General features: G+C 36.4%; 24 protein-coding genes and 4 pseudogenes. 24 read left to right on the top strand and 4 right to left on the bottom strand.

Annotation, left to right across the window (positions count from 1 at the left end; genetic code table 11):
- Window positions 1–131 precede the first annotated feature (131 nt).
- Both rplM and rpsI read left to right on the top strand, forming a co-directional pair.
- Window positions 132–578, top strand: coding sequence for a 50S ribosomal protein L13 (rplM, locus tag QM830_RS07080; RefSeq protein WP_002876943.1), 447 nt, complete (start codon window positions 132–134; stop codon window positions 576–578).
- Window positions 579–596: 18 nt separating this feature from the next.
- Window positions 597–989, top strand: a complete 393-nt coding sequence (rpsI, locus tag QM830_RS07075; RefSeq protein WP_000075973.1) for a 30S ribosomal protein S9 — start codon at window positions 597–599, stop codon at window positions 987–989.
- A 109-nt stretch (window positions 990–1,098) separates the two neighbouring features.
- Here rpsI and QM830_RS07070 read toward each other — a convergent pair whose 3' ends face one another.
- Window positions 1,099–1,320, bottom strand: coding sequence for a tyrosine-type recombinase/integrase (locus QM830_RS07070; protein ID WP_002893762.1), 222 nt, complete (start codon window positions 1,318–1,320; stop codon window positions 1,099–1,101).
- 244 nt (window positions 1,321–1,564) lie between these two features.
- Window positions 1,565–2,173 carry a DUF1269 domain-containing protein gene (locus QM830_RS07065; RefSeq protein ID WP_238656912.1) on the bottom strand — a complete coding sequence of 203 codons (609 nt, stop codon included), beginning with the start codon at window positions 2,171–2,173 and terminating at the stop codon, window positions 1,565–1,567.
- 351 nt (window positions 2,174–2,524) lie between these two features.
- Between QM830_RS07065 and QM830_RS07060 the strand changes: the two are divergent.
- The 13 genes and pseudogenes from QM830_RS07060 to QM830_RS07000 all read left to right on the top strand — a co-directional run.
- Window positions 2,525–2,668, top strand: a pseudogene (locus tag QM830_RS07060) (IS982 family transposase); the annotation flags it as partial.
- A gap of 3 nt (window positions 2,669–2,671) precedes the next feature.
- Window positions 2,672–3,005, top strand: a pseudogene (locus tag QM830_RS07055) (diacylglycerol kinase family lipid kinase); the annotation flags it as partial.
- Between the two features lie 148 nt (window positions 3,006–3,153).
- Window positions 3,154–3,744: pseudogene (locus tag QM830_RS07050) on the top strand (transposase); the annotation flags it as partial.
- A 180-nt stretch (window positions 3,745–3,924) separates the two neighbouring features.
- Window positions 3,925–4,203: a DUF6110 family protein gene (locus QM830_RS07045; protein ID WP_002893755.1), complete on the top strand. Its 279-nt coding sequence runs from the start codon at window positions 3,925–3,927 to the stop codon at window positions 4,201–4,203.
- 1 nt (window position 4,204) lies between these two features.
- On the top strand, window positions 4,205–6,268 hold the full coding sequence (locus QM830_RS07040) for a heavy metal translocating P-type ATPase (RefSeq protein ID WP_002893754.1): 2,064 nt from the start codon (window positions 4,205–4,207) through the stop codon (window positions 6,266–6,268).
- A 299-nt stretch (window positions 6,269–6,567) separates the two neighbouring features.
- Window positions 6,568–7,182, top strand: coding sequence for a CadD family cadmium resistance transporter (locus QM830_RS07035; protein WP_002911684.1), 615 nt, complete (start codon window positions 6,568–6,570; stop codon window positions 7,180–7,182).
- Between the two features lie 11 nt (window positions 7,183–7,193).
- Window positions 7,194–7,532, top strand: coding sequence for a Cd(II)/Zn(II)-sensing metalloregulatory transcriptional regulator CadX (cadX, locus tag QM830_RS07030; RefSeq protein WP_000711078.1), 339 nt, complete (start codon window positions 7,194–7,196; stop codon window positions 7,530–7,532).
- An 898-nt stretch (window positions 7,533–8,430) separates the two neighbouring features.
- Window positions 8,431–8,943: a GNAT family N-acetyltransferase gene (locus QM830_RS07025; RefSeq protein WP_049473333.1), complete on the top strand. Its 513-nt coding sequence runs from the start codon at window positions 8,431–8,433 to the stop codon at window positions 8,941–8,943.
- Window positions 8,944–9,126: 183 nt separating this feature from the next.
- Entirely contained in the window at window positions 9,127–9,717 is a 591-nt protein-coding gene (locus QM830_RS07020; protein ID WP_021154426.1) for a hypothetical protein, read from the top strand.
- A gap of 559 nt (window positions 9,718–10,276) precedes the next feature.
- The gene (locus QM830_RS07015; RefSeq protein WP_004240734.1) at window positions 10,277–10,579 is read left to right on the top strand and encodes a TMEM175 family protein; all 303 of its coding nucleotides are present in this window, start codon (window positions 10,277–10,279) and stop codon (window positions 10,577–10,579) included.
- Window positions 10,504–10,845 carry a hypothetical protein gene (locus tag QM830_RS07010; protein WP_000397556.1) on the top strand — a complete coding sequence of 114 codons (342 nt, stop codon included), beginning with the start codon at window positions 10,504–10,506 and terminating at the stop codon, window positions 10,843–10,845. The genes QM830_RS07015 and QM830_RS07010 overlap by 76 nt, the downstream gene beginning before the upstream one ends.
- 13 nt (window positions 10,846–10,858) lie before the next feature.
- Window positions 10,859–11,182 carry a potassium channel family protein gene (locus QM830_RS07005; RefSeq protein WP_001253404.1) on the top strand — a complete coding sequence of 108 codons (324 nt, stop codon included), beginning with the start codon at window positions 10,859–10,861 and terminating at the stop codon, window positions 11,180–11,182.
- On the top strand, window positions 11,179–12,228 hold the full coding sequence (locus QM830_RS07000) for a DUF389 domain-containing protein (RefSeq protein WP_414326185.1): 1,050 nt from the start codon (window positions 11,179–11,181) through the stop codon (window positions 12,226–12,228). The genes QM830_RS07005 and QM830_RS07000 overlap by 4 nt, the downstream gene beginning before the upstream one ends.
- Window positions 12,229–12,999: 771 nt before the next feature.
- On the opposite strand, the gene QM830_RS06995 is transcribed toward QM830_RS07000, so the two are convergent.
- Window positions 13,000–13,878 carry a LysR family transcriptional regulator gene (locus QM830_RS06995; protein ID WP_414326183.1) on the bottom strand — a complete coding sequence of 293 codons (879 nt, stop codon included), beginning with the start codon at window positions 13,876–13,878 and terminating at the stop codon, window positions 13,000–13,002.
- Between the two features lie 125 nt (window positions 13,879–14,003).
- Window positions 14,004–14,354, bottom strand: a complete 351-nt coding sequence (locus QM830_RS06990) for a helix-turn-helix domain-containing protein (protein WP_042766682.1) — start codon at window positions 14,352–14,354, stop codon at window positions 14,004–14,006.
- A 358-nt stretch (window positions 14,355–14,712) separates the two neighbouring features.
- Between QM830_RS06990 and QM830_RS06985 the strand changes: the two genes are divergently transcribed.
- The 9 genes and pseudogenes from QM830_RS06985 to QM830_RS06945 all read left to right on the top strand — a co-directional run bounded on the left by QM830_RS06985 (window position 14,713) and on the right by QM830_RS06945 (window position 21,851).
- Entirely contained in the window at window positions 14,713–16,338 is a 1,626-nt protein-coding gene (locus tag QM830_RS06985) for a malolactic enzyme (RefSeq protein ID WP_414297557.1), read from the top strand.
- A gap of 77 nt (window positions 16,339–16,415) precedes the next feature.
- On the top strand, window positions 16,416–17,363 hold the full coding sequence (locus QM830_RS06980) for an AEC family transporter (RefSeq protein ID WP_414326182.1): 948 nt from the start codon (window positions 16,416–16,418) through the stop codon (window positions 17,361–17,363).
- A 352-nt stretch (window positions 17,364–17,715) separates the two neighbouring features.
- On the top strand, window positions 17,716–18,306 hold the full coding sequence (locus QM830_RS06975) for a hypothetical protein (RefSeq protein ID WP_155125217.1): 591 nt from the start codon (window positions 17,716–17,718) through the stop codon (window positions 18,304–18,306).
- 148 nt (window positions 18,307–18,454) lie between these two features.
- The gene (locus tag QM830_RS06970) at window positions 18,455–19,042 is read left to right on the top strand and encodes an SMI1/KNR4 family protein (RefSeq protein WP_414326181.1); all 588 of its coding nucleotides are present in this window, start codon (window positions 18,455–18,457) and stop codon (window positions 19,040–19,042) included.
- Between the two features lie 44 nt (window positions 19,043–19,086).
- Window positions 19,087–19,191: pseudogene (locus QM830_RS06965) on the top strand (toxin PezT); the annotation flags it as partial.
- Window positions 19,192–19,271: 80 nt separating this feature from the next.
- Window positions 19,272–20,528 (top strand): lantibiotic transporter, encoded by a 1,257-nt coding sequence (locus tag QM830_RS06960; protein WP_414326180.1) that lies wholly within the window; start codon window positions 19,272–19,274, stop codon window positions 20,526–20,528.
- A gap of 570 nt (window positions 20,529–21,098) precedes the next feature.
- A complete protein-coding gene (locus QM830_RS06955; protein ID WP_155125239.1) occupies window positions 21,099–21,308 on the top strand; it encodes a helix-turn-helix transcriptional regulator in 210 nt (69 codons plus the stop codon).
- Complete coding sequence (locus QM830_RS06950; protein ID WP_314068711.1) at window positions 21,305–21,487, top strand: hypothetical protein; 183 nt, start codon at window positions 21,305–21,307, stop codon at window positions 21,485–21,487. Before QM830_RS06955 ends, QM830_RS06950 begins: the two co-directional genes overlap by 4 nt.
- A gap of 13 nt (window positions 21,488–21,500) precedes the next feature.
- A complete protein-coding gene (locus tag QM830_RS06945) occupies window positions 21,501–21,851 on the top strand; it encodes a PspC domain-containing protein (RefSeq protein WP_414326179.1) in 351 nt (116 codons plus the stop codon).
- Window positions 21,852–21,865: the final 14 nt, after the last annotated feature.

Here is a 21,865-nt window from a genome sequence, read left to right as displayed (position 1 = left end):
TATCTTAGAATTTTGATACAATAGTAGGCGGTATTGTTTACCCCATTTGTAAGGCCCCGGAACCTTTCAAATAACTTGCGGACCGGAACATCCGCCCTGTAAACAAAAACGACATTCATATAGGAGAAATCATGAACAAAACTACATTCATGGCTAAACCAGGCCAAGTAGAACGCAAATGGTACGTTGTTGACGCAACTGATGTACCTCTTGGACGCCTTTCAGCAGTTGTTGCTAGCGTGCTTCGCGGAAAAAACAAACCAACATTCACACCTCACACTGATACAGGTGACTTCGTAATTGTTATCAATGCTGAAAAAGTTAAATTGACTGGTAAAAAAGCAACTGATAAGATCTACTACACTCACTCAAACCACCCAGGTGGATTGAAATCAATCTCTGCTGGTGAACTTCGTTCTAAAAATGCAGTACGTTTGATCGAGAAATCAGTTAAAGGTATGCTTCCACACAATACTCTTGGCCGCGCTCAAGGTATGAAATTGAAAGTATTTGTTGGAGCTGAGCACACTCACGCTGCACAACAACCAGAAGTTCTTGATATTTCAGGACTTATCTAAGGAAAGGAACAATAAAGTATGTCACAAGCACAATATGCAGGTACTGGACGTCGTAAAAACGCTGTTGCACGCGTTCGCCTTGTTCCAGGAACTGGTAAAATCACTGTTAACAAAAAAGATGTTGAAGAGTACATCCCACACGCTGACCTTCGTTTGGTCATCAACCAACCATTCGCAGTTACTTCAACTGTAGGTTCATACGACGTTTTCGTTAACGTTGTAGGTGGTGGATATGCTGGTCAATCAGGAGCTATCCGTCACGGTATCGCTCGTGCCCTTCTTCAAGTAGACCCAGACTTCCGCGATTCATTGAAACGCGCAGGACTTCTTACACGTGACTCACGTAAAGTTGAGCGTAAGAAACCAGGCTTGAAAAAAGCTCGTAAAGCTTCACAATTCTCAAAACGTTAATCAATACGATTATATCAACGTTTACAGACATTCAAGAATTATTTCTTGGATGTCTTTTTTGTTTCAAAAAATCAAAGTTCACCCCAAAATTCACCCCATATTCACCCCATCAATTTTTTAAACTACGAAAAGCAATATCACCTACAGTCTGATTGACTTTATCTTTGATATTAACGTAAGTTTTTGTAATCTCTTTATCACTATGAGTAAGAGCTTCTGAGAAGGCTTCAAGAGAAACACCTGCTTGTTTAGCAAGAGTAGCACCAGTATGTCTTAGTTTGTGTGGTGATGCTGGTGCTAATTCGGGATGTCTTCGTCTGACTGATTTCATCTTGATAAAACTTAAAATTTTTCTAATTATAACGAAGCATAGTCAAAAAGCTATGACCTCTATATTCACAAAAAAATCCAGACCAATACTAGTCCAGATTTCTTGTCTATTAAACATTCTTTTCAAAGAATGGAAGAACGGCTGTAACGGCTTTGTCAACGCAATTATTTAACTGTGAGAATCCGACGCACATAAATTTTAAATGGTGTCTCAGTCACATTTAAATTTATGAGACGCTTAGACGTTAGGCTTTCAATTTGTCAAATTTTGCTTTGACATTTGCCTTGAATTCTTCAAGTTTATCCTTGCGTTCGGCTTTACGTTCAGCCTTCATTTGTGCACGTGCCTGGTTGTAGAGGTCTTCTTGGACTTGCAGAGCTGCTTCGATTTCGGCTACGACGGTTGCTACATCCCAACGCATGATTTGGGTGTCGTACTTGGTGAAGTAAGCATCGATGACTGCTTCGTTGTCTTCTTGCACCAAGGCAACAACGGCTGTTTCACCGTTAGTCAATTTCTGAGAAACAACGTCAATCAGGCCAGTTTCTGCCGTATCAATGGCATCACCAGCAGCCAAACCATAGAGGCTACCCATACCATAACCAAACAAGACGCCGATAGGACCACCCAAAAGCCCGATAACTGCACCGAGCAAGCCACCTTTTAGGGCTGCATCCGTCGTTGAATCTTCAAAGTCATAGCGTTCTTTTTCAACGATATGACCGTTTTCATTTTTGACCAAGGCGATTTGAGCAACCTTGGTCGTCTGAGTTTGGCGGAAAGCCTTCAAATCCGCAAAGGACTGATAAGCTTCGCTTTCAGTGTTAAAGATTGAAACTACTAGGTTTTCCATAGTTAGTACCTCTTTTCTAAAAATTACACATACATTATAACACATTTTTCTTTTTTTGAAACTACTTTTATGCGACAATTTACATGATATGTCGCAATTTGTCAGCGTCGAAGGACTGGTGCAGGCAGCGGTATATCCTTGCCATATCTCGGGCCAGACACTCTGGCGACTCTGAGTGATTATCAAGAAAGGCGTCCAGCAACATCTTAAAGCCACCCGTGCAAAAAGTCAATAAATGGTGTTTTTCCTGTATGCCTGTCACACGGCTAAAAGACCGCTTGACCAAATCTTCCAGAAAATTATAGCAGATATTATGTACCAGCTCTGTGTAGCGAGTCTGATGAGCGTGCCGAATCACATCGACACTTTTATAGAATCTGCCAACTGTTTCCTTATGGTCGAATCCTTGAAAGAAGTCGCTTTATTCGTCGGTCAAGACAATTAATTTGGCTGGTGCAACTGATTCGCCAAGCTATGAACAAGCAATTATTACCTTTTGAAAGCAAAAATGGCAATTATGAAGGTGAAGCTACTCAGGTCTTAGTTCTTCTATCCAATTACTATGCAGACAAAAAACTATTTGATGAAAATACAGATGAATATGGAAATATCTTGATTTTAAAGGATTCATCCATCATTTCTAAATTATCGGCTATCCCAGATTTATTAAAAAGGGGATCTAGTAGGTAACAATAATATCGAATATATCAAAGTACGCAATATTAGGATTTCTTCAGAGGTTGAGTTAGAGTCAGATGTTGATGGGGATAAGTCGGATAATCTGCCAATAGATATAAAAATACTAGAAAACAGGCTTGAAAAAGGCTCGTAAAGCTAGCCAGTTCTCTAAACGTTAATTCGTTGCTGGACAGCAGAATACAAACGAAAACACTTTGCATCTTGCAAGGTGTTTTTTTCTATGAGAACTGGCGGTGCGCAATTAGGATAGCTCTAGCGACTTTAGTCGCATAGAGATATGCTATGCACAGTTGCCTCAAGAAAACAATGCTTCTTGGTCCACCCTGTTAGACAAGCTTCAAAACCAAGGAATCCAACAGATTTCTCTTGTAGTTACAGATGGCTTTAAGGGGCTTGAGCAGATTATCAGTCAGGCTCACCCATTAGCTAAACAACAATGTTGCTTAATTCATATTAGTCGAAATCTAGCTAGTAAAGTGAAACGAGCAGATAGAGCGGTTATTCTGGGGCAATTTATAATGATTTATCGTGCTGAAAATTTAGAAATGGCAGGACAAGCTTTAGAGGACTTTCTCGCCGAATGGAAACCAAAGTATAGGAAAGTCATGGAAAGTCTGGAGAAGACGGATAATCTTTTAACTTTTTATCAGTTTCCCTACCAGATTTGGCACAGCATGTATTCGACAAACCTCATTGAGTCTCTTAACAAAGAAATCAAACATCAAACGAAAAAGAAGGTTCTTTTTCCTAATGAGGAGGCTCTGGAACGTTACTTAGTTACGTTGTTTGAAGATTATAATTTCAAGCAAAGTCAACGAATCCATAAAGGGTTTGGTCAATGTTCTGATACACTTGAAAGCTTATTTAATTAACACTCCGTAACTCTACTTAAGTGTTTACACATAATTATTTACAGTATCAAAAAATAAAGTATATTGTTTTCATCATAATATAATTAAATATCAGTATAGAGAATTTTATCTATATATCAGATATCAGCAATTGCTTTTGCTGTCATTTTTCGCTACAATAGTTACAAGGAGGAAATAAACATGTTAAAAGAAGTATTAAACGTCGCAAAAGTTGCGAAAAAATCATCTCTCTTCTTAGGAGGGGTAGCATTTGGGACGCTTGGCTTGAAAGTCTTAGCAAGTAAAGAAGCTAAGAAAGGCTATTCTAAGGCCTTGGCTAAAGCTTACAAATTGAAAGATGGACTGGATGCATCTGTTTCTGTTGTAAAACAACACGGTGATGATGTTTTACAAGACGCTAAATATTTATACGAACAGGAAAAGAAAGAAGAACAATTAGATAGCCTGACAGGTGAATAATATGTCTTTTAAAGTGCTACACAGAGGATATCAACATATCCGATTATCGTCCTCGTTTTCACTGACCTTGGATATTCAAGATTATCTTCGTTCCTTGGCTAAAGATGAAAAAGGGATCGACTCTATTCAGTTTTATATGGATCAGCAGCACTTTACTCTACGTATGAAAGAAGGCTTCTCTGTATTAGAAAATGCAGAGGCCTTTTTAAAAAAAATTGACAAGGGGAAAGTTTCGGACTTGATGACTCTTCCCATTCGTAGAGAAGAGAGTGCTTATTCAATTGTATCGGGTGCAGCGATTAAGCGTTTGCTGTTTCGAAGTTTTGTACCCTACCCTATTCGTTATATTTGGACTTGTTATCAGGCTTTGGGTTATGTCAAAGAAGCCTATCAAACTTTAGCGCGCAAGGAACTAACCATGGAGGTCTTGGACTGTTCGGCCATTTTGTTGTCCTTGTTTATGAACCAATCCAAGACAGCTAGCAACATCATGTTTATGCTTGATTTGGGTAATCATCTGGATCAGTGGTCTTTAAAAAAAACAGCAACAGATTTGGAACAAAGCCTTCTTGCTAAAGAAAGTGATGTTTTCTTAGTGCGGGGAGACATGGTCATCAGCATCAAGAGTTCTGATGTTCAAGTAGGTGATGTATTAGTTGTCTCCCAAGGTAATGAAATCTTGTTTGACGGCCAAGTGGTTTCAGGATTAGGCATGGTCAATGAGAGTTCCTTGACTGGAGAGAGCTTCCCTGTTGAAAAGAAAGAGGGAGATTCTGTATGTGCGAATACTGTTTTGGAAACAGGAGAGTTAAGAATTCGTGTGACTGATAATCAGATAAACAGTCGTATTTTGCAACTCATCAATCTGATGAAAAAATCTGAAGAGAGTAAGAAGACAAAACAACGTCATTTTATTAGGATGGCAGACAAGGTTGTAAAATATAACTTCTTAGGTGCTGGTTTGACTTATCTGTTAACAGGTTCGTTTTCAAAAGCCATTTCCTTTTTATTGGTGGATTTTTCATGTGCTCTAAAAATATCCACACCTGTAGCCTACCTTACGGCCATAAAGGAAGGTCTAAATCGAGAAATGGTTATTAAAGATGGTGATGTATTAGAAAAATATCTGGAAGTGGATACTTTCTTGTTTGATAAAACGGGTACCATCACGACGAGTTATCCTTTGGTTGAAAAGGTTCTTCCTTTCGGAGATTATACTGAGAAAGATATTTTAAGAATAAGTGCATGTTTGGAGGAACATATCTATCATCCTATTGCCAATGCAATTGTTAAACAAGCTGAAATTGAAGGCATTGAACACGAAGAAATGCATGGCAAGCTTCAGTATGTTGCAAGCAAAGGGATTAAATCGCAAATTGATGGTCAATCGGTTGTCATTGGAAATTATGTACTAATGCAAGACGAACAGGTAAGAATTAGTTCTGAGCAGCTGGCCTTGATTGAGCAATATAAGACTCATTACAATTTATTGTTTTTGGCTTATAAGAAAGAATTAATTGGGATGTTTTGTATCCACACTCCCTTGAGAAGCGAGGCGAAAGTTGCATTGAAAAAGCTAAAGCGCCAAGGGAAAAAACTGATTCTGGCAACTGGTGATACGTTGGCTAGAACAGAAGAGTTGGTTAAAGATCTGCCATTTGACAACGTTTATACTGATTTAAAACCAGATGGTAAGTTTCAGTTGGTTCAGGAATTACAGAAAGCTGGCCGAACTATTTTGATGGTTGGAGACGGGTTAAACGACTCTGCTGCCTTGACGCTTGCAGATATTGGGGTTGTGATGAATGAAAGTGCTGATATTTCTAAGCAGATGAGTGATATTTTATTATTAGATAATCGTTTAGATTTCTTCGAGGAATTGAATTCTTTATCTGAATCGTTGCAGAAATTAATTCAAAGAAATATTCAAGAAACAGTTGTAATAAATGGAAGTTTAATTGGATTTGGGTTGTTAAATTGGTTAAGCCCATCTAATCTTTCGATATTGCACAATCTGACTACTTTAAGAATCGTCCTTCGTAGTCTTTCTATTAAAAGTAGGTAAGAGACCGAGAAGCTGAGGTTATAAAAACTAAAAGGAGTTGTCTCATTTGAGAATAACGGCTCTTTGTCAACTGTAGTGGGTTGGTGGAAAATTATACCCTGGAGAGGACCAAATTGGTTCTCTCCTTTTAAATATTGAAAAAACCATTGGCAGTGGACATACTTTAAGACTATATATTTCTGAAACTAGTTTCACAATACAAATATTGACATGCAATTATTAATTGGTGGATTTTAAGTTGACATCTACAAAGGTTAATGTTAGAATACATTCAAAAATATATTTGAATGAGGTGTTTTATGATTCAAAATATTGTTACTTCAATAATCCTGTATTCTGGGACAGCCGTAGACTTACTTATTATCCTAATGTTATTTTTTGCCAAAAGAAAAAGCAGAAAGGACATCATTAACATCTATTTAGGACAATTTCTAGGCTCTGTTAGTCTAATATTCCTAAGTTTGCTTTTTGCATTTGTCTTAAATTATATTCCTAGTAAAGAGATTTTAGGTTTACTCGGTTTGATTCCAATTTTCCTAGGCCTCAAAGTTTTGCTTTTAGGAGATTCTGATGGAGAAGCTATTGCAAAAGATGGTTTGCGAAAAGACAATAAAAACCTGATTTTTCTAGTCGCTATGATTACTTTTGCAAGTTGTGGCGCTGACAATATTGGTGTCTTTGTCCCATATTTTACCACCTTAAATTTAGCGAATTTGATAGTGACTTTACTTACTTTTCTAGTCATGATTTATCTCTTGGTTTTTTCTGCCCAAAAATTAGCACAAGTCCCTTCTGTTGGAGAAACTTTGGAAAAATATAGCAGATGGTTTATTGCCGTTGTCTATTTAGGATTGGGGATGTATATCCTGATTGAAAACAACAGCTTTGACATGCTATGGGCTGTGTTAGGCTAGGAGAAAAAATTATGAAAAAAGATAGTATCTGTCAAGTGGATGTTATAAATCAACAAAATGTTACAACCGCAACGAACTACCTTGAAAAGGAAAAAGTCCAAAAATCACTTCGCATTTTATCAAAATTTACCGATAATAAACAGATAAATATCATCTTTTATCTCCTTGCCGTCGAAGAACTCTGTGTCTGCGATATAGCCTGTTTATTAAATCTCAGTATGGCATCTGCCTCCCACCATCTTCGTAAACTAGCCAATCAAAATATCTTGGACACTAGAAGAGAGGGGAAAATTATATATTATTTTATAAAGGATGAGGAAATCAGAGATTTTTTTAATCAACTAGGATAACAACTATTTTTACTACTTTTCCATGATTATAGGGAGATTATAATCGTTGTTGTTTCAACGGTAGCAAACTGGTTTTTACATAAAGTAATTGATAAACCCAATATAGATCAGAAAGAATTACTTGAAGCTACCGCACAATATAGAAAGTTATTGATACCTGACCAAATAATTAAAGGAGTGGGATTGATTCTATACTTAATTGTCTATCCTCCGATTATGATGTATAGTGTTTTAATTGCGGCATTTTACATCATAACTTTAAAAACACTATCTGAAAAAAGAGTGAATAACTAAAAAATGGTGATCAAAGTTAGGTGTATTATTTTAATGCTTACAGACCTAAACTATTCCCCTATTTATAATCTATTGATTCATATTTTATGAAATTAATCAGTAGATATCGTTCTGAAAAGCCTTGATAATACGCTGTTTTTAGTCCAACTGAAACCCATACTTTCCAAACCAGGCTTGAAAAAAGCTCGTAAAGCATCACAATTCTCAAAACGTTAATCAACACGATTATATCAACGTTTACAGACATTCAAGAATTTTCTCTTGGATGTCTTTTTTTGTTCAAAAAACTAAAGTTCACCCTATTGCTTTTTGAGACTTCTAAAGGCTATTTCTCCTGCTGTTTGATTTACTGTTTCAGTAGTATTGACATAAGTCTTCGTTATTTGGATGTCACTATGAGTAAGTGCTTCTGAAATAGCTTTGATAGATATTCTAGCCTGTTTGGCTGGTGTGGCGCCTTGAATATTATGCTTATCCATAGTATTTTGTGTTATAATGTAGAAACAATACAGAAAATAAAAGAATCTTTTTAAATTCTGTAAATTTCACTTTGTGTAAACATGAGAAAATGTTGAATGTAGATAATGATGGGGGAGGCTTTGAAATGATCAGTTTAGAGTTGTTGTCTGAAGCAAATAGTTTAGATGTCTATTCTTTTGAAAAAGAAAATCGAGAGTATTTTGAACGAAATTTACCTCCTAGACCAGCTAACTATTTTGATTTAGAAGGTTTTAAAGAAATTACAAGGGAGTTGTTAACGGAACAAAGGAATCGTGATGTCTATATGCATCTTATTAGAGATTCGCAAGGCGTTATGGTCGGGAGAATCAATTTAAGTGTCTTAGATGGTGATCGGAAAACAGCAGAACTTGGGTATAGAATTGGGGAAAATGTTACCAATTTAGGTTATGCAAGCGAAGCGGTTAGACTCGTTTTAGACAAAGCGTTTACTACTTATGGTTTTAATAGAATCATTGCAGGAACAGCAAGAGATAATCTAGCTTCTCAGAGAGTGCTTTTAAAAAATGGCTTCACCTTTAGTAGAATGATAGAAAATGACTTACAAATTCATAATGAGTGGGTTCATACAGCAGTATTTGAGGTAAGGAGACCATAATATCATCATTTCCAGTCTATTAACAAGGTTAATGGAGTTATATTCTTTCCAGACATTCAATAATTTTCTCTTGGATGTCTTTTTTTGTCTATCTTAATTTTACAAAATGGGAACTATGTTATAATTAAGTAATATGATTACAGACTGAAAATTGTAGATTATCACTTGGAACGGAGGCAACTAATGAGAAATAAGGTTGCTAAAATAATTGCTATTGTACTCATTCTTATATTTGGAGGAACATATATATATAACAAGCTGACTAAACCAAATCTAGGCCCGAAAACAACCAAACTCTATCAGCATGGCTTTCGTTTGCTAGAAGAGCAAATAGGAACCTACATCAAAGAACACTATAGAGGTATTGAAAAGATTGAATTTTCCCCAATATACATTACTGAGGAAGGGTCAACATTCTCAAATGCGTACGTGCGTCCAACTATTTATGATAAGTATGGAAATAAGGCTACTCTAGGAACTCCAATTAATAACTTTAATCCAAGCAGTTTTGGTATCGTTTCTGATGTTCTTCTCAATTTTGATGGAGGCGGGAATGAAGCTATAGATTTAAAGGACTCCAATGGAAATAATATCGATGTTTCTAAAGCACAGCACTTGCCAGATGAAGCAAAACTCACGAAGGCTAGAAGTACAGATGAAAATATTTCTTTATTGGTTCAAGACAATCAGCTAAAGGATGTTGTTAAGGATGAAAAAGGAAGTCCTGAAGCTGAAATCATTTATAATGTTGAGCTAAGCAAAGGAAAAGAATGATATGACATTATCTGATCAGGAAGTTCGAAGATTACAATAACTATTCCCCTATTTAAAAAATATTGATTCAAATTTTATGAAATAAATCAGTAGATATCGTTCTGAAAAGCCTTGATATGTCGTTGTTTTTAGTCCAACTGAAATTCATACTTTCCAAACCAGGCTTGAAAAAAGCTCGTAAAGCATCACAATTTAGTAAACGTTAAAACTTATTTAAACTTATTGAAAGCATTTCGTATCAAAAATACGGGATGCTTTTTCTGTTCACCCCAAATTTTTGTAACTAGGTGATACTTGAAATTAATACAAATTTGGTTGTTTTTGATAAATCTAAGCAACACTAAATGATGAAGTGAAAGGGGATGAATCTTTGATAGTATTCATTTATTGTGAAATATGATATATTTATTAATTAGATGGATGAATACTTCTAGAGTTAAATATAGCATAATAGGGACAGACTTTTTGGTTTATTTTTGTTTGTAGTCGGATTATGAAAGAATATCCAATATTATGCGATAAGATAGAATGTTACAAAAAAGAAAGGGGATGCAATCCGATGAAGAAAGACAGATTAATTGTATTGACAGATGCTGTTCTAGCAATTATTATGACCATCTTGATTTTAGAGTTAGAAAAACCAACAACACCAAGTCTTGAAGCTTTTTGGGATTTACGGCAAAATTTCTTTGCTTGTTTTCTTTCCTTTTTCTGGTTGGGATCGTTATGGATGGCACTAAACACATTATGGGAAAAGGTTGAGAAAATTTCCTCAGAAATTATTTGGTGGAATTTGTTTCTACTCTTGGAGCGGCAGGAGTTCTCTTTGGAGAATTTCATGCCATCCAAGATACCAGTCTGAATGATGTGGTGGACCGGATCTATATAAATGTCAAGGATTTACCGTTTCAGTCCTTGGGAGCTTTAGCTAATATCCTGTCTGATGTTAAGAAGGGACTGATTCAAGACAGTCATATCTGGTCTTTCTTCCAGTCATTTTTCAAACAATATCAGTTGATAATCAGCTTAAATCAGATCTATCAGTTTGTCTATCTTTCTCTGATGGAGATCATGTCCTATCTTCACTTTGATTATTGGAAAAAACGGCTCGGTCAGGAGCTAGTATGAATAAGGAGAACAAATGAGACGTTTAAAAATGTTATGGCATATTATACAGGTTACGGGTTTTACTCGGTTTGCTCTGAGTTTTGTGACCTTTGTTTTTGGGTCAGGAGGCGTGCTTTTCCTAGTTGAACCTGCTATCACAAATTACGGAGACGGTCTTTGGTATGCTTTTGTGACTTCGACGACTGTCGGCTACGGGGATCTCCTAGCTGTGACCTTGATTGGAAGGATTACCAGTGTCTTCTTGACGATTTATGGGCTCATATTTTTTGGCTGTTTATCAGCTGTTATTATTAATTATTATACCGATTTAAATAAGGAAAGAGGAGAGGACAAATGACTGCCAATTATTCAACACGGGAATTCCGTGAGAAATTATATGATGACCTTCATGTTCGATTAAGAGATACAGTGATTTTGATGTGTGCGATTTTTATTGCCTCTATAGGTCTAAATACGAATTCAACAGCTGTCATTATTGGAGCCATGCTGATTTCCCCTCTTATGACACCGATTGTTGGACTGGGGTTTGGTTTAGCTATTTTTGATACGCGTTTAATCAAGCAATCTCTAGAGGTTTTATTTACTCAAGTATTGGTCAGTTTGCTTGTCTCGACTCTATATTTCTGGATTTCTCCCTTATCTTATGCAAGTAGCGAATTGATTGCACGAACCTCTCCAACCATTTGGGATGTTCTCATTGCTATTGCGGGTGGGATAGCAGGTGTCATTGGTTCAAGAAAAAAAGAAGCAAACAATATCGTGCCAGGAGTAGCCATTGCAACTGCTCTAATGCCACCTATCTGTACTGCAGGTTATGGTTTAGCTAATGGAAATGTACGATTCTTATTTGGAGCTCTCTATCTTTTCTTGATCAACTGTGTCTTTATCATGCTAATCAATATTGTTGGAACAAGAATTATGATGAGACAATCTCCCTTAAGTTCATTCAATGAGCTAAACATTAAAATGAAAATTGGGTTGATATCCTTGATTGTATTATTGATCCTTCCAGCCAGCTATTCAGCAGTCACTCTGACGATGGATCAAGCGCGAAAAGAAGGGATCAAACAGTTTGTAGGAAAAGAGTTCGCCAATCATACGGTCATTAATCAAGTCTACAAGTCAAGGAATAATGAATTGGTCTTGACGGTTGTTGGAGATCCGATTTCAGAAGAAGAATTAGAAACCATTCGCCAAAAACAAGCCTCTTACGGTATTCAATCTGTTCAATTGAAAGTCAATCAAGTCCATAATTCGACAAAATTAGATAGTGAGGCGACCAAGGAATTTTACGAAAACATTGACAAGTATATCGATCAAAAACTCTCTGAAAAAGATTCACAAAACGATCTCGTAAAAGAAAATGAGGCAGACAAGGATTGAGGACAATGAACTGAATCGGTTTTTACGCCGTGTTTTTCTTGTATCTTCCTCTTTCTTACTTATAGCAGGTTGTTTTTGCTTGAATAAGAAATAAATTAGAAGTTCTATCATCTAAGAAAAATGATGAAAAAAATCATTTAACTAATGGTGTGAACGTTTAGTGTTTATCAGCTCCATTCTCTGTAATTTTGGGGGTAAAATCCACACCATTTAGATAAAATTAGTTGAATTTGATTGGAAAAACGCTTTTATAAAAGCGGAGAAAAGTCTTGATATTACGCTGTTTTTAGTCCAACTGAAATTCATACTTTCCAAACCAGGTCTTAAGAAAGCTCGTAAAGCTAGCCAGTTCTCTAAACGTTAATTCGTTGCTGGACAGCAGAATACAAACGAAAACACTTTGCATCTTGCAAGGTGTTTTTTCTATGAGAACTGGCGGTGCGCAATTAGGATAGCTCTAGCGACTATAGTCGCGTAGAGATATGCTATGCACAGTTGCCCCAAGAAAACAAGCGAAGTGATGTTTGATTGGATGGCAACCACTGCACTCAAAACGTTCTTCGAAAGAATGACTATACTTACAAAGAGCACCTTTCGGGGTGTTCTTTTTTTTATTGACACCTTGTGGATTTATAATTAGGAATCTCCTTGAAGGGTATCAGGTAAATGAAAAGATTCGGCAATCATATCCTATTTCTTCGTACTTTAGTCTAATACCTATAATGTAAAAAAAACTCTAGCTATCAGGTAGTTGATAGTTAGAGTTTTTTTCTATTCATATGATTTAATGAGATCAAATAAGGCTTCTACTTCTGATGACAGTGTAGCTGATTTGAGATAAGCGTAATAAACTGTAAATGTTATCTGGTCCTCCGGTATTAGAGGGATTTTTATTAAATCATCATCTTCATCAGAAAGTGCGATATCAGCCAGTAAACTAACGCCAATCCCTTTCTTTAAAAGTTCTTTAATGATGACAATGTCGTCAGTCTTAAAGAATATTTCTGCCTTGTTTTGATACTTTTGATTAAGTAGTTCAAAAGCTTTCAGGTGCACAAAGTGTTCGTCTAAAAGTATAAAGGATTGATCTACTAAATCTTCAAAAGCGAGGGAAGGAGCAGTAGCAAGAGGATGGTTCTTAGATAAAACGACATACAGTTCTTTATGAAAGAGTTCATGTGTCTCTATTGAAGGATGATTGAGTGGTTCAATCAAGCCGAGTAGGCTGGCATCAAGGTCTCCCTTGAGGAGAAGATTTAATAACTCTACGGAGCCACCACGGATAGGGCGTACCTTTTTTAAAAAATCGAATTTATCTTTTTCGTTTAAGGCAGCAAAGAGATACTGAATGATAATAGGAGGGAATCCTACAGTAGAGTATTGTGCCAAGGAGCGATTAATTTCTTTGCGAGTAGAAATAACCTCAGATAAGATCTTTTCTGTATGCTTTAGAAGAATTTGTCCTTGAGGAGTGAGTTTGAAGGAACGATGCGAGGGATCGTGGTGAATCAATTTGCAATTAAAAGATTCCTCTAAGCGCTTGATGGCATAAGAAATAGATGGTTGGCTGACTTTGTGCAGTTTTGCTACTTCCGTATAGGATTGGAGCTGGCAGAGGTCATAAAAATATTGTAGATCTTTTAAATTCATAGGGGCTCACTTTCATTAATTGGAGAAAAAATAAGTGGAAATCACCAGATAAATAAAATTTATCCGTATCCTATAATTTGACTATACGAGTATTCGCTGGTTAAAATGTAAGTGAGTCAGGAATCTTAAAGATTATCTAAGATGCTTTCAAAAATGACCAACATCTTTTCTCGTTTATCAATAGGGAGCTGTTTAATCTTCATGTTGATTCTTTTGAGTGCAAGATTGTCGGTCTTATCAGAGGTTGATTCAAGGCTATCAAAATTGAAAAATTCCTCTGGGGTCATCTCTAGGGCGTCAATCACTTTTTCAAGACTGTGAATGGTCAGATTCACATTTTGGTTTTCGAGTTGGTTGATATACTTAAGCCCAAGTCCCGCTTGTTCCGAAAGTTCTTCCTGGCTCATTTTGTTTTGTGTTCGAAAATATTTCACTTTTTGGGAAATATAGTGTTGTAAATAGTTTTTAGTTGTCATATAAATAGAATACAAGTTTTGCATGACAAAAAAACACATTAAAAAGCACAAAGTATTGTTTAAGGAACTTATGTGATATTAATTTTAATCAGGGTTGCCAATTTGTATGATTATTTTGCTATACTTGAAACTTTTAGGAAAGGGTGATCATCGAGAGTTTCATGAGTTCAGGACTTTATAAAATTTAACAACTTGAAGTATCATCAATAATAGTGTTTTAAGTAAAAAAGAGCTTATTAGAAAATTGTTCTCGTAGACTCATTATAACATATACGTACATAATCGTATTTTTTAAACGACAAAGTTTTCCAAACAATTCATTTAAGTAGTATAATAGAAGTAAAAAGGAGGTTGCACTATGACTGCACATGATATTTTAAACAATCCTTTCCTGAATAAGGGAACTGCCTTTACCTTAGAGGAGCGAAAGGAACTAGGCCTTATTGGTTTACTGCCACCGTATGTTCAAACGATCGAAGAACAAGCGGCGCAAACTTATGCACAAATGCAAACAAAAGCCAATGATTTGGAAAAGCGTCTTTTCCTAATGGAAATTTTTAATACCAACCGGACTCTTTTCTATTACCTCTTTTCTCAACATTTGGAGGAATTCAATCCAATTGTATACGATCCAACCATTGCAGATACCATTGAAGGCTATAGTGACCTCTTTGTAGATCCCCAATATGCGGGATATCTTGATATCAATCATCCTGAAAATATTGAAGCCACTTTGAAAAATGCTGCTGGGGATCGCGAGATTCGTCTCATTGTTGTAACAGATGCAGAAGGAATCCTTGGAATCGGTGACTGGGGAACAAATGGTGTCGATATTTCTGTCGGGAAATTGATGGTCTACACAGGTGCTGCTGGAATCGATCCTTCTATGGTTCTTCCTTTAGTCATTGATGCAGGGACTAACCGTGAAGAACTTCGTAACAACCCTAATTACTTAGGAAATCGTCACGAACGGGTTCGCGGTGATCGTTACTACGACTTCATTGACCAATTTGTTCAAACAGCAGAACGTCTCTTTCCTAAACTCTACCTTCACTGGGAAGACTTCGGCCGCTCGAATGCTGCCAATATTCTTGAGAAATACCGGAAACAAATTCCAACTTTTAATGATGACATTCAAGGTACAGGAATCGTTACCTTAGGTGGTATCTTTGGTTCACTGGATATTAGTGGTGAAAAATTAACAGATCAAGTTTATCTCTGCTATGGTGGTGGTACTGCGGGCGCAGGAATTGCCTCTCGTGTTCTTCGTGAAATGGTGAGTGAAGGTCTTTCTGAAGAAGAAGCCTATAAACGTTTCTTTATGGTTGATAAACAAGGTCTTCTCTTTGATGACATGGATGACCTAACTCCTGAACAAAAACCGTTTGCTAAGAAACGTGCTGACTTTAGTAACGCAGACAAGTTGACTGACCTGCTTGAAGTAGTGAAGACTGTGAAGCCAACCATTCTTGTAGGAACTTCAACACAACCTAATACCTTCACTAAAGAAATAGTAGAAGCTATGTGTGAAAATACAGATCGTCCGATGATTTTCCCTTTGTCAAATCCAACCAAACTAGCAGAAGCTAGTGCCAAAGATTTGATTGAATGGTCAGATGGCAAAGCTTTTGTCGCAACAGGAATTCCTGCTGATACAGTTTCTTATAAAGGTGTCGACTATGTGATTGGTCAAGCCAATAATGCCTTGATTTACCCAGGTCTTGGTCTAGGGATGCTGGCTTCTGAAGCAAGTCTTTTGACTGATGAAATGATTGGAGCAGCGGCTCATTCATTGAGTGGTATTGTCAATCCAGGCCAACCAGGAGCTCCTGTCTTGCCACCATTCAAGTATGTAGCGGATGTTTCTATTAAAGTAGCAGAAGCAGTCGCTAAAAAAGCACAAGAGCAAGGTCTTGCGTGTGCTAAGGAAACAGATATGGCCAAAGCAGTTCGTGATTTGAAGTGGTATCCAGAGTATAAATAATTCACTGCTGCTGCCTATCCTTCTATAGCGACAGATTTGTATGGGCTGTGGACTTAAGTAATTTAGAAAGGATACCTATGTCACTCTTTTTAACCTCGATTACGAGTATCATTCCGATTATCGCTATCATTGTTTTGGGGTATATTCTTCAGGTGAAGGGATGGTTTGGAGATGACTTTGGACCTAACCTGTCTCGTTTAATCATGAATGTAGCCTTGCCAGCGTCAATCTTTGTGTCGGTGATGAAATACCTAACGCTAGACAAGCTAATCAGTCTTTCTGGAGGCCTCCTTTATACTTTTGTAGCCTTTATCTTGGGCTATATCGTAGCTTATATTGCAGTTGTGGTTTTCAAGGTTCGTCCAGGACGGCGAGGAACCATGATGAATACCTTTGTGAATGCCAACACTATTTTTATTGGTTTACCTTTAAACGTTGCTCTTTTTGGGGATCAGGCTCTTCCTTATTTCTTAATTTACTATATCACCAACACGATTTCCACCTGGACATTGGGCGTGTATTTGATGACGAGCGACAGTAAATCGGGTCAAAGTAAGGAGACAAGTAAATTTGACTGGAAGAAATTGCTACCAGCTCCGCTTGTAGGTTTTCTTGTGGCTCTACTGTTTTTGATTCTTCGAATCTCTATTCCAGATTTCGCAACGAATACCTTAACCTATGTTGGAAATATCGTCACTCCTCTATCTCTGATTTATATTGGTATCGTTCTTGCAAAGGCAGGTTTGAAAACTATTACTTTTGATAAAGATACAATTGTTACTTTAGTTGGACGCTTTATCCTAGCTCCTCTAATCATGCTTCTTGTATTGAAGTTCTTTGCACCAAATATGGCGACAGTAGAATTTAAGACCTTTATGATTCAGTCCGCTACACCAGCCCTTGCTGTTCTTCCGATCCTTGCTAATCAGGGAAAAGGAGATGTAGAATTCTCTACGAATGTGGTGACTCTAAGTACGGTTCTATTTATCGTTGTTATTCCAATATTACAAACTTTATTAGGATAAGAAGGAAGAGGATAGGATTGAAAGTTTTGTGTTAAGAAATTGCACTATTATAGATACATCTATTCCTATTTCTTGAAATCAAAATCAGAAGAAACTCTTCTGACGGTTGCTATTGAGCGCTTTTGAGCTGTCCTAAAAGTCAGACTGTTCAAATCAGGTCTTAAGTAAGCTCGTAAAGCATCACAATTTAGTAAACGTTAAAACTTATTTATACTTATTGAAAGCATTTCGTATCAAAAATACGGGATGCTTTTCTGTTTGGCTTAAAGTTACAAATTGGCAATTATGTTATAATCATTAATATGGTTGCATGCCAAAAATGGTGGATAATCACTTGGAACGGAGGCAACTAATGAGAAATAAGGTTGCTAAAATAATTGCTATTGTAATAGTTTTTATATTTGGAGGTGCTTATATATATAATAAACTAACTAAGCCGAGTCTAGGCCCCAAAACAGCCAAACTCTATCAGCATGGCTTTCAACTTCTAGAAGAGCAACTAGGAACTTATATAAAAGAGTATTACTCAGGGGTTGAAAAGATTGAATTTTCCCCAATCTACGTTACTGAGGAAGGGTCGACTTTCTCAAATGTCTATATCCGTCCAACTATTTATGATAAGCATGGAAATAAAGCCACTCTTGGTACTGAAGTTAAAAATGTAATTTCAAGTGACATTGGTATCGTCTCACATATAATAGTTGATTTTGATGGAGATGGGAATGAAGTTATAGAATTAAAGGACTCAAATGGGAAATTTATTGATGTTTCCAATGAACAACACTTACCTAATGAAGTTAAACTGACTAGACAGCCTTTTATCGATGGAAATATAGAATTATTAGTTGAGGATGGTCAATTAAAAGGAGTCGTGAAGGATGGTAAGGGGAGTCCGAATGCAGAAATTGTTTATAATGTTAACTTGAGTAAAGCGAACGGATGAAATGACTTTATCTGATCAAGAAATAAAAAAATCCAATTCCATACTAAAAATAATATTAGAAAAAGTAAAGATGCAAGTCTGTCAATATTTTGCACACATTTTGAGATGAAAATTCGAAGGGGAAGAGAAAACAAAAAAGGAGGTTCTTATGTGTATAGTTGACCAAGTTAAGAAAATAGCAACTTATATTTGTGAAGCTTTTGAAGACTGGGGTTTGGATGATCCTGTAGAAGAAGGATACCTGGAAGATTATCAGGAAATTTCTGGAGCACCTGAGGAGGAAATTCAGGAGTTTGAGAAGAGACTTGGAATTTCTCTCCCCGATGAACTGAAGGAAGTCTATCGCTACAAAAACGGCAGTAAATTCTTAGCAGTCTTACCCTGTGTGATTGACCAAAGAGAAATGGCTTTTTCTCTGATGAGTTTGCAGGAAATAGAAGCTGGGAAAAGATATTTTCAAAATAGGGATGCTCTGTTAACGGAATTTCCCGACTATTTTTCGAGCGAAGAAGTTGAAGAGATGCGTGATAGTAGAGTTAAACCCTATCTTTTTAATAAAAAATGGCTTCCTTTTGCGGAATATTGCGATTCTTGTTATCTCATGCTCGATTTTGATCCAGACCAGGAGGGGCAAGAAGGGCAGATCATCTGCTACATTCATGATCCTGATGAAATTATCTATGTGGCAAAAAGTTTTACGGAGCTGATTGAAGAGATAATGGAAGTGATCGTATAAAAGAGGGTAGTATATTCCCCTATTTAGAATCTGTTGATTCATAAGTTTATGATTCGCAAGTAGATGAAACCTCAGCAGCAGAAGTTTTACAAGAATGCCTCTTTGGAAAATGGAGTAAGGTGGAGAAAGAAATGTTGAAAATGGGATAGGAACATTTGAAGGGAGTTAAACACGGAACCCAAAAAGTAAGAAAGAATTTTTTTATGCAGTGAGGATTTAAGGGAGACGTATGAGAAAAATTTTAAAGAATCAGCTATATTTGAAAGTTCTACTTTCAGATCTGATATCAAATTTGGGAGATACCTTATATTTTATAGCTCTCATGACCTATGTGACGGAGCTGAAAGACAGTAATTTGGCTGTTTCAATCATCAATCTATCAGAGACGATCCCGATCTTATTTACAGTATTTTTTGGAATCATTGCAGATAAAACGCTGAATAAAGTTGAGACCATTATTAAAACATTGTGGATACGGGTAGGTTTGTATTTAGTAGTGGCTATGGTGATGAATTTTAAGGCATCTATTATGGTAGTTATACTGGCTAGTATGGTTAATCTTATCTCAGATACATTGGGACAATTTGAAAATGGTCTTTTCTACCCAATTTCGAATCGGATTGTGGAAAAATCAGATAGAGAAGAGGCGATGGCCTTTAGGCAGACGGTAACGTCAACCATGAATATTGTCAATCAATCATTGGGAGCGTTTTTGATCACGATTCTTAGTTTCTTTCACTTAGCTCTTATCAATTCTCTGACCTTTGCAATTAGTTTGTTTATTATGCTAGTGATCAAACATCAAATTGATGATGATTATGACGATCAAACCTCGTCTAGCACGGGCTCTACATTTCAGTTCAAAACTTTGTTTTCCGAGATCATGTCAAACTTAAAACTCTCCATCAAGCATCTATTTAGTATTAGTCATATGAAGGCTGCCCTACTTGTGATACCGATTCTTAATGGAAGCTTAGCTATTCTCACACCATTAGTTGTCGTTAATCTTTCTAAAGGTTCTGCTCTGACCATTATGAATACAGCAACCACCATCTCACTTTTAGGCATTAGTACAGTTGCTGGAGGGATTTTAGGAGGTGCTTTCATTCTTATTAGTAAAAGATTTAAAAGCCTCTCCATAGGAGCTTTGCTAAAAATGAATTTAATGACTGTTTTGCTTTCATTTGTTGCATTTTACTACCAAAATATTTATTTCATGCTATTTGCATCCTTTCTTTCGAGTGTATTCGTTAGTGCATTAAACCCTAAAATGGGAGCGGTCATATTTAATCATATAGATGAAACGAAATTGGCGACTATATTTGGAGGAATGGTAACCTACTTCCAAATGGGAGATGTTGTCTCGAGGTTATTGTTTTCGATCTTAGTCATCTATCTACCTTCTAATTACATAGCAGTAGTGTATATGGTGTTAGTTTTGCTGGCATTCTTATATACATTTAAAAAAGTAGAGATAACGGCATAAGAAAATTTTAATTGGCCCAACTCTATCTATCTGTTCGATAGATGGTCCAGTATGTTACCATATAAGCAAAAATGGACTTCGAAATGTTAGAGTCCTACGTCCATTCAAAAAAATGACACTACTTACAAATACGGCTGCAACCTGACAAAGTCAGTTGCCTATAAACCTTAATCAACAAGATACTATCAATCTATACAGACATTCAAGAATTTTCTCTTGCCTGTCTTTTTTTGTCTAAAAAACTAAAATTTATCCCGTTATTTTTTGATTTTAAGTATCCATTTCACCTCTATTTAGAAAAATATTAAATCAATCCTTATTCAGAATAATAATTTTGATCGCTATTATTTAAAAAATGACAAAAATAATGATATTTTTGACTAATATCGTTGTCAAAAATAAAAAGATGTGTTACAATGTAATTAAGTTAAAGAAAGAAGACCTTAGATAGGGAGAAACTATGTGGGTATCGGTAATACTATCTTATTTAATGGCAAAGGAGGAAATATCAAATTCTACTGTTTTTAGGTTATCTAAGCCAAGTGGTTGAGTTTGATGACAATGGTAAATATGAAGCTAAAAAATCGTTTAAAAGAGCTTCGCGCTCGTGATGGTTTAAACCAAACCGAGCTTGCAAAGCTAGCAGGTATATCGAGGCAGACCGTTAGTTTGCTAGAGCGTGATGAGTATACCCCCTCTATTATTATCGCCTTGAAAATCTCTCAGATATTTCATGAGCCAGTAGAGTCGGTATTTCGCTTAGAGGAGGAAGAATCATGAACAAATATAGAGTAATGTATTATCTTTGTATCATTGCCTTTGTAGCAAATGTTTCGATGATGATCGGGACCTTGCTGGGATGGATTCACATTTTAGACAGTAACTATTTTTTCTGGACTAGCTTGATTTTTAGTTTCGTCTTTGAGCGGGTGGAAAAGAAAGTAAAAGAAAGAGTATAAAAGGAGTAAGATTATGAAAGAGTTTTTGGCAGAATTTCAAGTGGATACCGAACACAAAGAAATTGCAGGGGTTTGTGCCGGTATAGCTAATTATTTCAAGGTAGACCCTCTGATGATTCGTGCACTGGCTTGTTTGCTTTTTCTATCTTCGATAGAAATTAGTCTTCTCACCGTTATAAGCTATGCTCTTTTAGCTGGCTGGATGGGGAGTGGATCTCTTGAAGAGGTCATCAAAAAATCAGGGTACAAGATCCTATTTTTCTATCTAGTTGCCATTCTCCTGAATAGCTTTGGTGATCAAGTGTTAACAGCTACCTTTGGATTTGGTCATGCTCTGGTTCAAGGGCTACTTGGTTTATTTTAGAAAGAAGATGGAAA

Source organism: Streptococcus sp. OMI750 (assembly GCF_047463895.1).
In the GTDB taxonomy this organism is placed as follows: domain Bacteria; phylum Bacillota; class Bacilli; order Lactobacillales; family Streptococcaceae; genus Streptococcus.
This window is presented reverse-complemented; position numbering and strand designations above follow the sequence as displayed.

What these genes read in the sequence shown, in the direction of transcription:
- QM830_RS06980 (WP_414326182.1), top strand. Translation starts at nt 16,416, where the DNA reads ATGTCACTCTTTTTAACCTCGATTACGAGTATCATTCCGATTATCGCT.
- QM830_RS07005 (WP_001253404.1), top strand. Translation starts at nt 10,859, where the DNA reads ATGAGACGTTTAAAAATGTTATGGCATATTATACAGGTTACGGGTTTT.
- QM830_RS07045 (WP_002893755.1), top strand. Translation starts at nt 3,925, where the DNA reads ATGTTAAAAGAAGTATTAAACGTCGCAAAAGTTGCGAAAAAATCATCT.
- QM830_RS07015 (WP_004240734.1), top strand. Translation starts at nt 10,277, where the DNA reads ATGAAGAAAGACAGATTAATTGTATTGACAGATGCTGTTCTAGCAATT.
- QM830_RS06955 (WP_155125239.1), top strand. Translation starts at nt 21,099, where the DNA reads ATGAAGCTAAAAAATCGTTTAAAAGAGCTTCGCGCTCGTGATGGTTTA.
- QM830_RS06985 (WP_414297557.1), top strand. Translation starts at nt 14,713, where the DNA reads ATGACTGCACATGATATTTTAAACAATCCTTTCCTGAATAAGGGAACT.
- QM830_RS06960 (WP_414326180.1), top strand. Translation starts at nt 19,272, where the DNA reads ATGAGAAAAATTTTAAAGAATCAGCTATATTTGAAAGTTCTACTTTCA.
- QM830_RS06990 (WP_042766682.1), bottom strand. Translation starts at nt 14,354, where the DNA reads ATGACAACTAAAAACTATTTACAACACTATATTTCCCAAAAAGTGAAA.
- QM830_RS06950 (WP_314068711.1), top strand. Translation starts at nt 21,305, where the DNA reads ATGAACAAATATAGAGTAATGTATTATCTTTGTATCATTGCCTTTGTA.
- QM830_RS07065 (WP_238656912.1), bottom strand. Translation starts at nt 2,173, where the DNA reads ATGGAAAACCTAGTAGTTTCAATCTTTAACACTGAAAGCGAAGCTTAT.
- QM830_RS07070 (WP_002893762.1), bottom strand. Translation starts at nt 1,320, where the DNA reads ATGAAATCAGTCAGACGAAGACATCCCGAATTAGCACCAGCATCACCA.
- QM830_RS07035 (WP_002911684.1), top strand. Translation starts at nt 6,568, where the DNA reads ATGATTCAAAATATTGTTACTTCAATAATCCTGTATTCTGGGACAGCC.
- QM830_RS07020 (WP_021154426.1), top strand. Translation starts at nt 9,127, where the DNA reads ATGAGAAATAAGGTTGCTAAAATAATTGCTATTGTACTCATTCTTATA.
- QM830_RS06995 (WP_414326183.1), bottom strand. Translation starts at nt 13,878, where the DNA reads ATGAATTTAAAAGATCTACAATATTTTTATGACCTCTGCCAGCTCCAA.
- cadX (WP_000711078.1), top strand. Translation starts at nt 7,194, where the DNA reads ATGAAAAAAGATAGTATCTGTCAAGTGGATGTTATAAATCAACAAAAT.
- QM830_RS06975 (WP_155125217.1), top strand. Translation starts at nt 17,716, where the DNA reads ATGAGAAATAAGGTTGCTAAAATAATTGCTATTGTAATAGTTTTTATA.
- QM830_RS07000 (WP_414326185.1), top strand. Translation starts at nt 11,179, where the DNA reads ATGACTGCCAATTATTCAACACGGGAATTCCGTGAGAAATTATATGAT.
- QM830_RS07025 (WP_049473333.1), top strand. Translation starts at nt 8,431, where the DNA reads ATGATCAGTTTAGAGTTGTTGTCTGAAGCAAATAGTTTAGATGTCTAT.
- rplM (WP_002876943.1), top strand. Translation starts at nt 132, where the DNA reads ATGAACAAAACTACATTCATGGCTAAACCAGGCCAAGTAGAACGCAAA.
- QM830_RS06945 (WP_414326179.1), top strand. Translation starts at nt 21,501, where the DNA reads ATGAAAGAGTTTTTGGCAGAATTTCAAGTGGATACCGAACACAAAGAA.
- rpsI (WP_000075973.1), top strand. Translation starts at nt 597, where the DNA reads ATGTCACAAGCACAATATGCAGGTACTGGACGTCGTAAAAACGCTGTT.
- QM830_RS06970 (WP_414326181.1), top strand. Translation starts at nt 18,455, where the DNA reads ATGTGTATAGTTGACCAAGTTAAGAAAATAGCAACTTATATTTGTGAA.
- QM830_RS07040 (WP_002893754.1), top strand. Translation starts at nt 4,205, where the DNA reads ATGTCTTTTAAAGTGCTACACAGAGGATATCAACATATCCGATTATCG.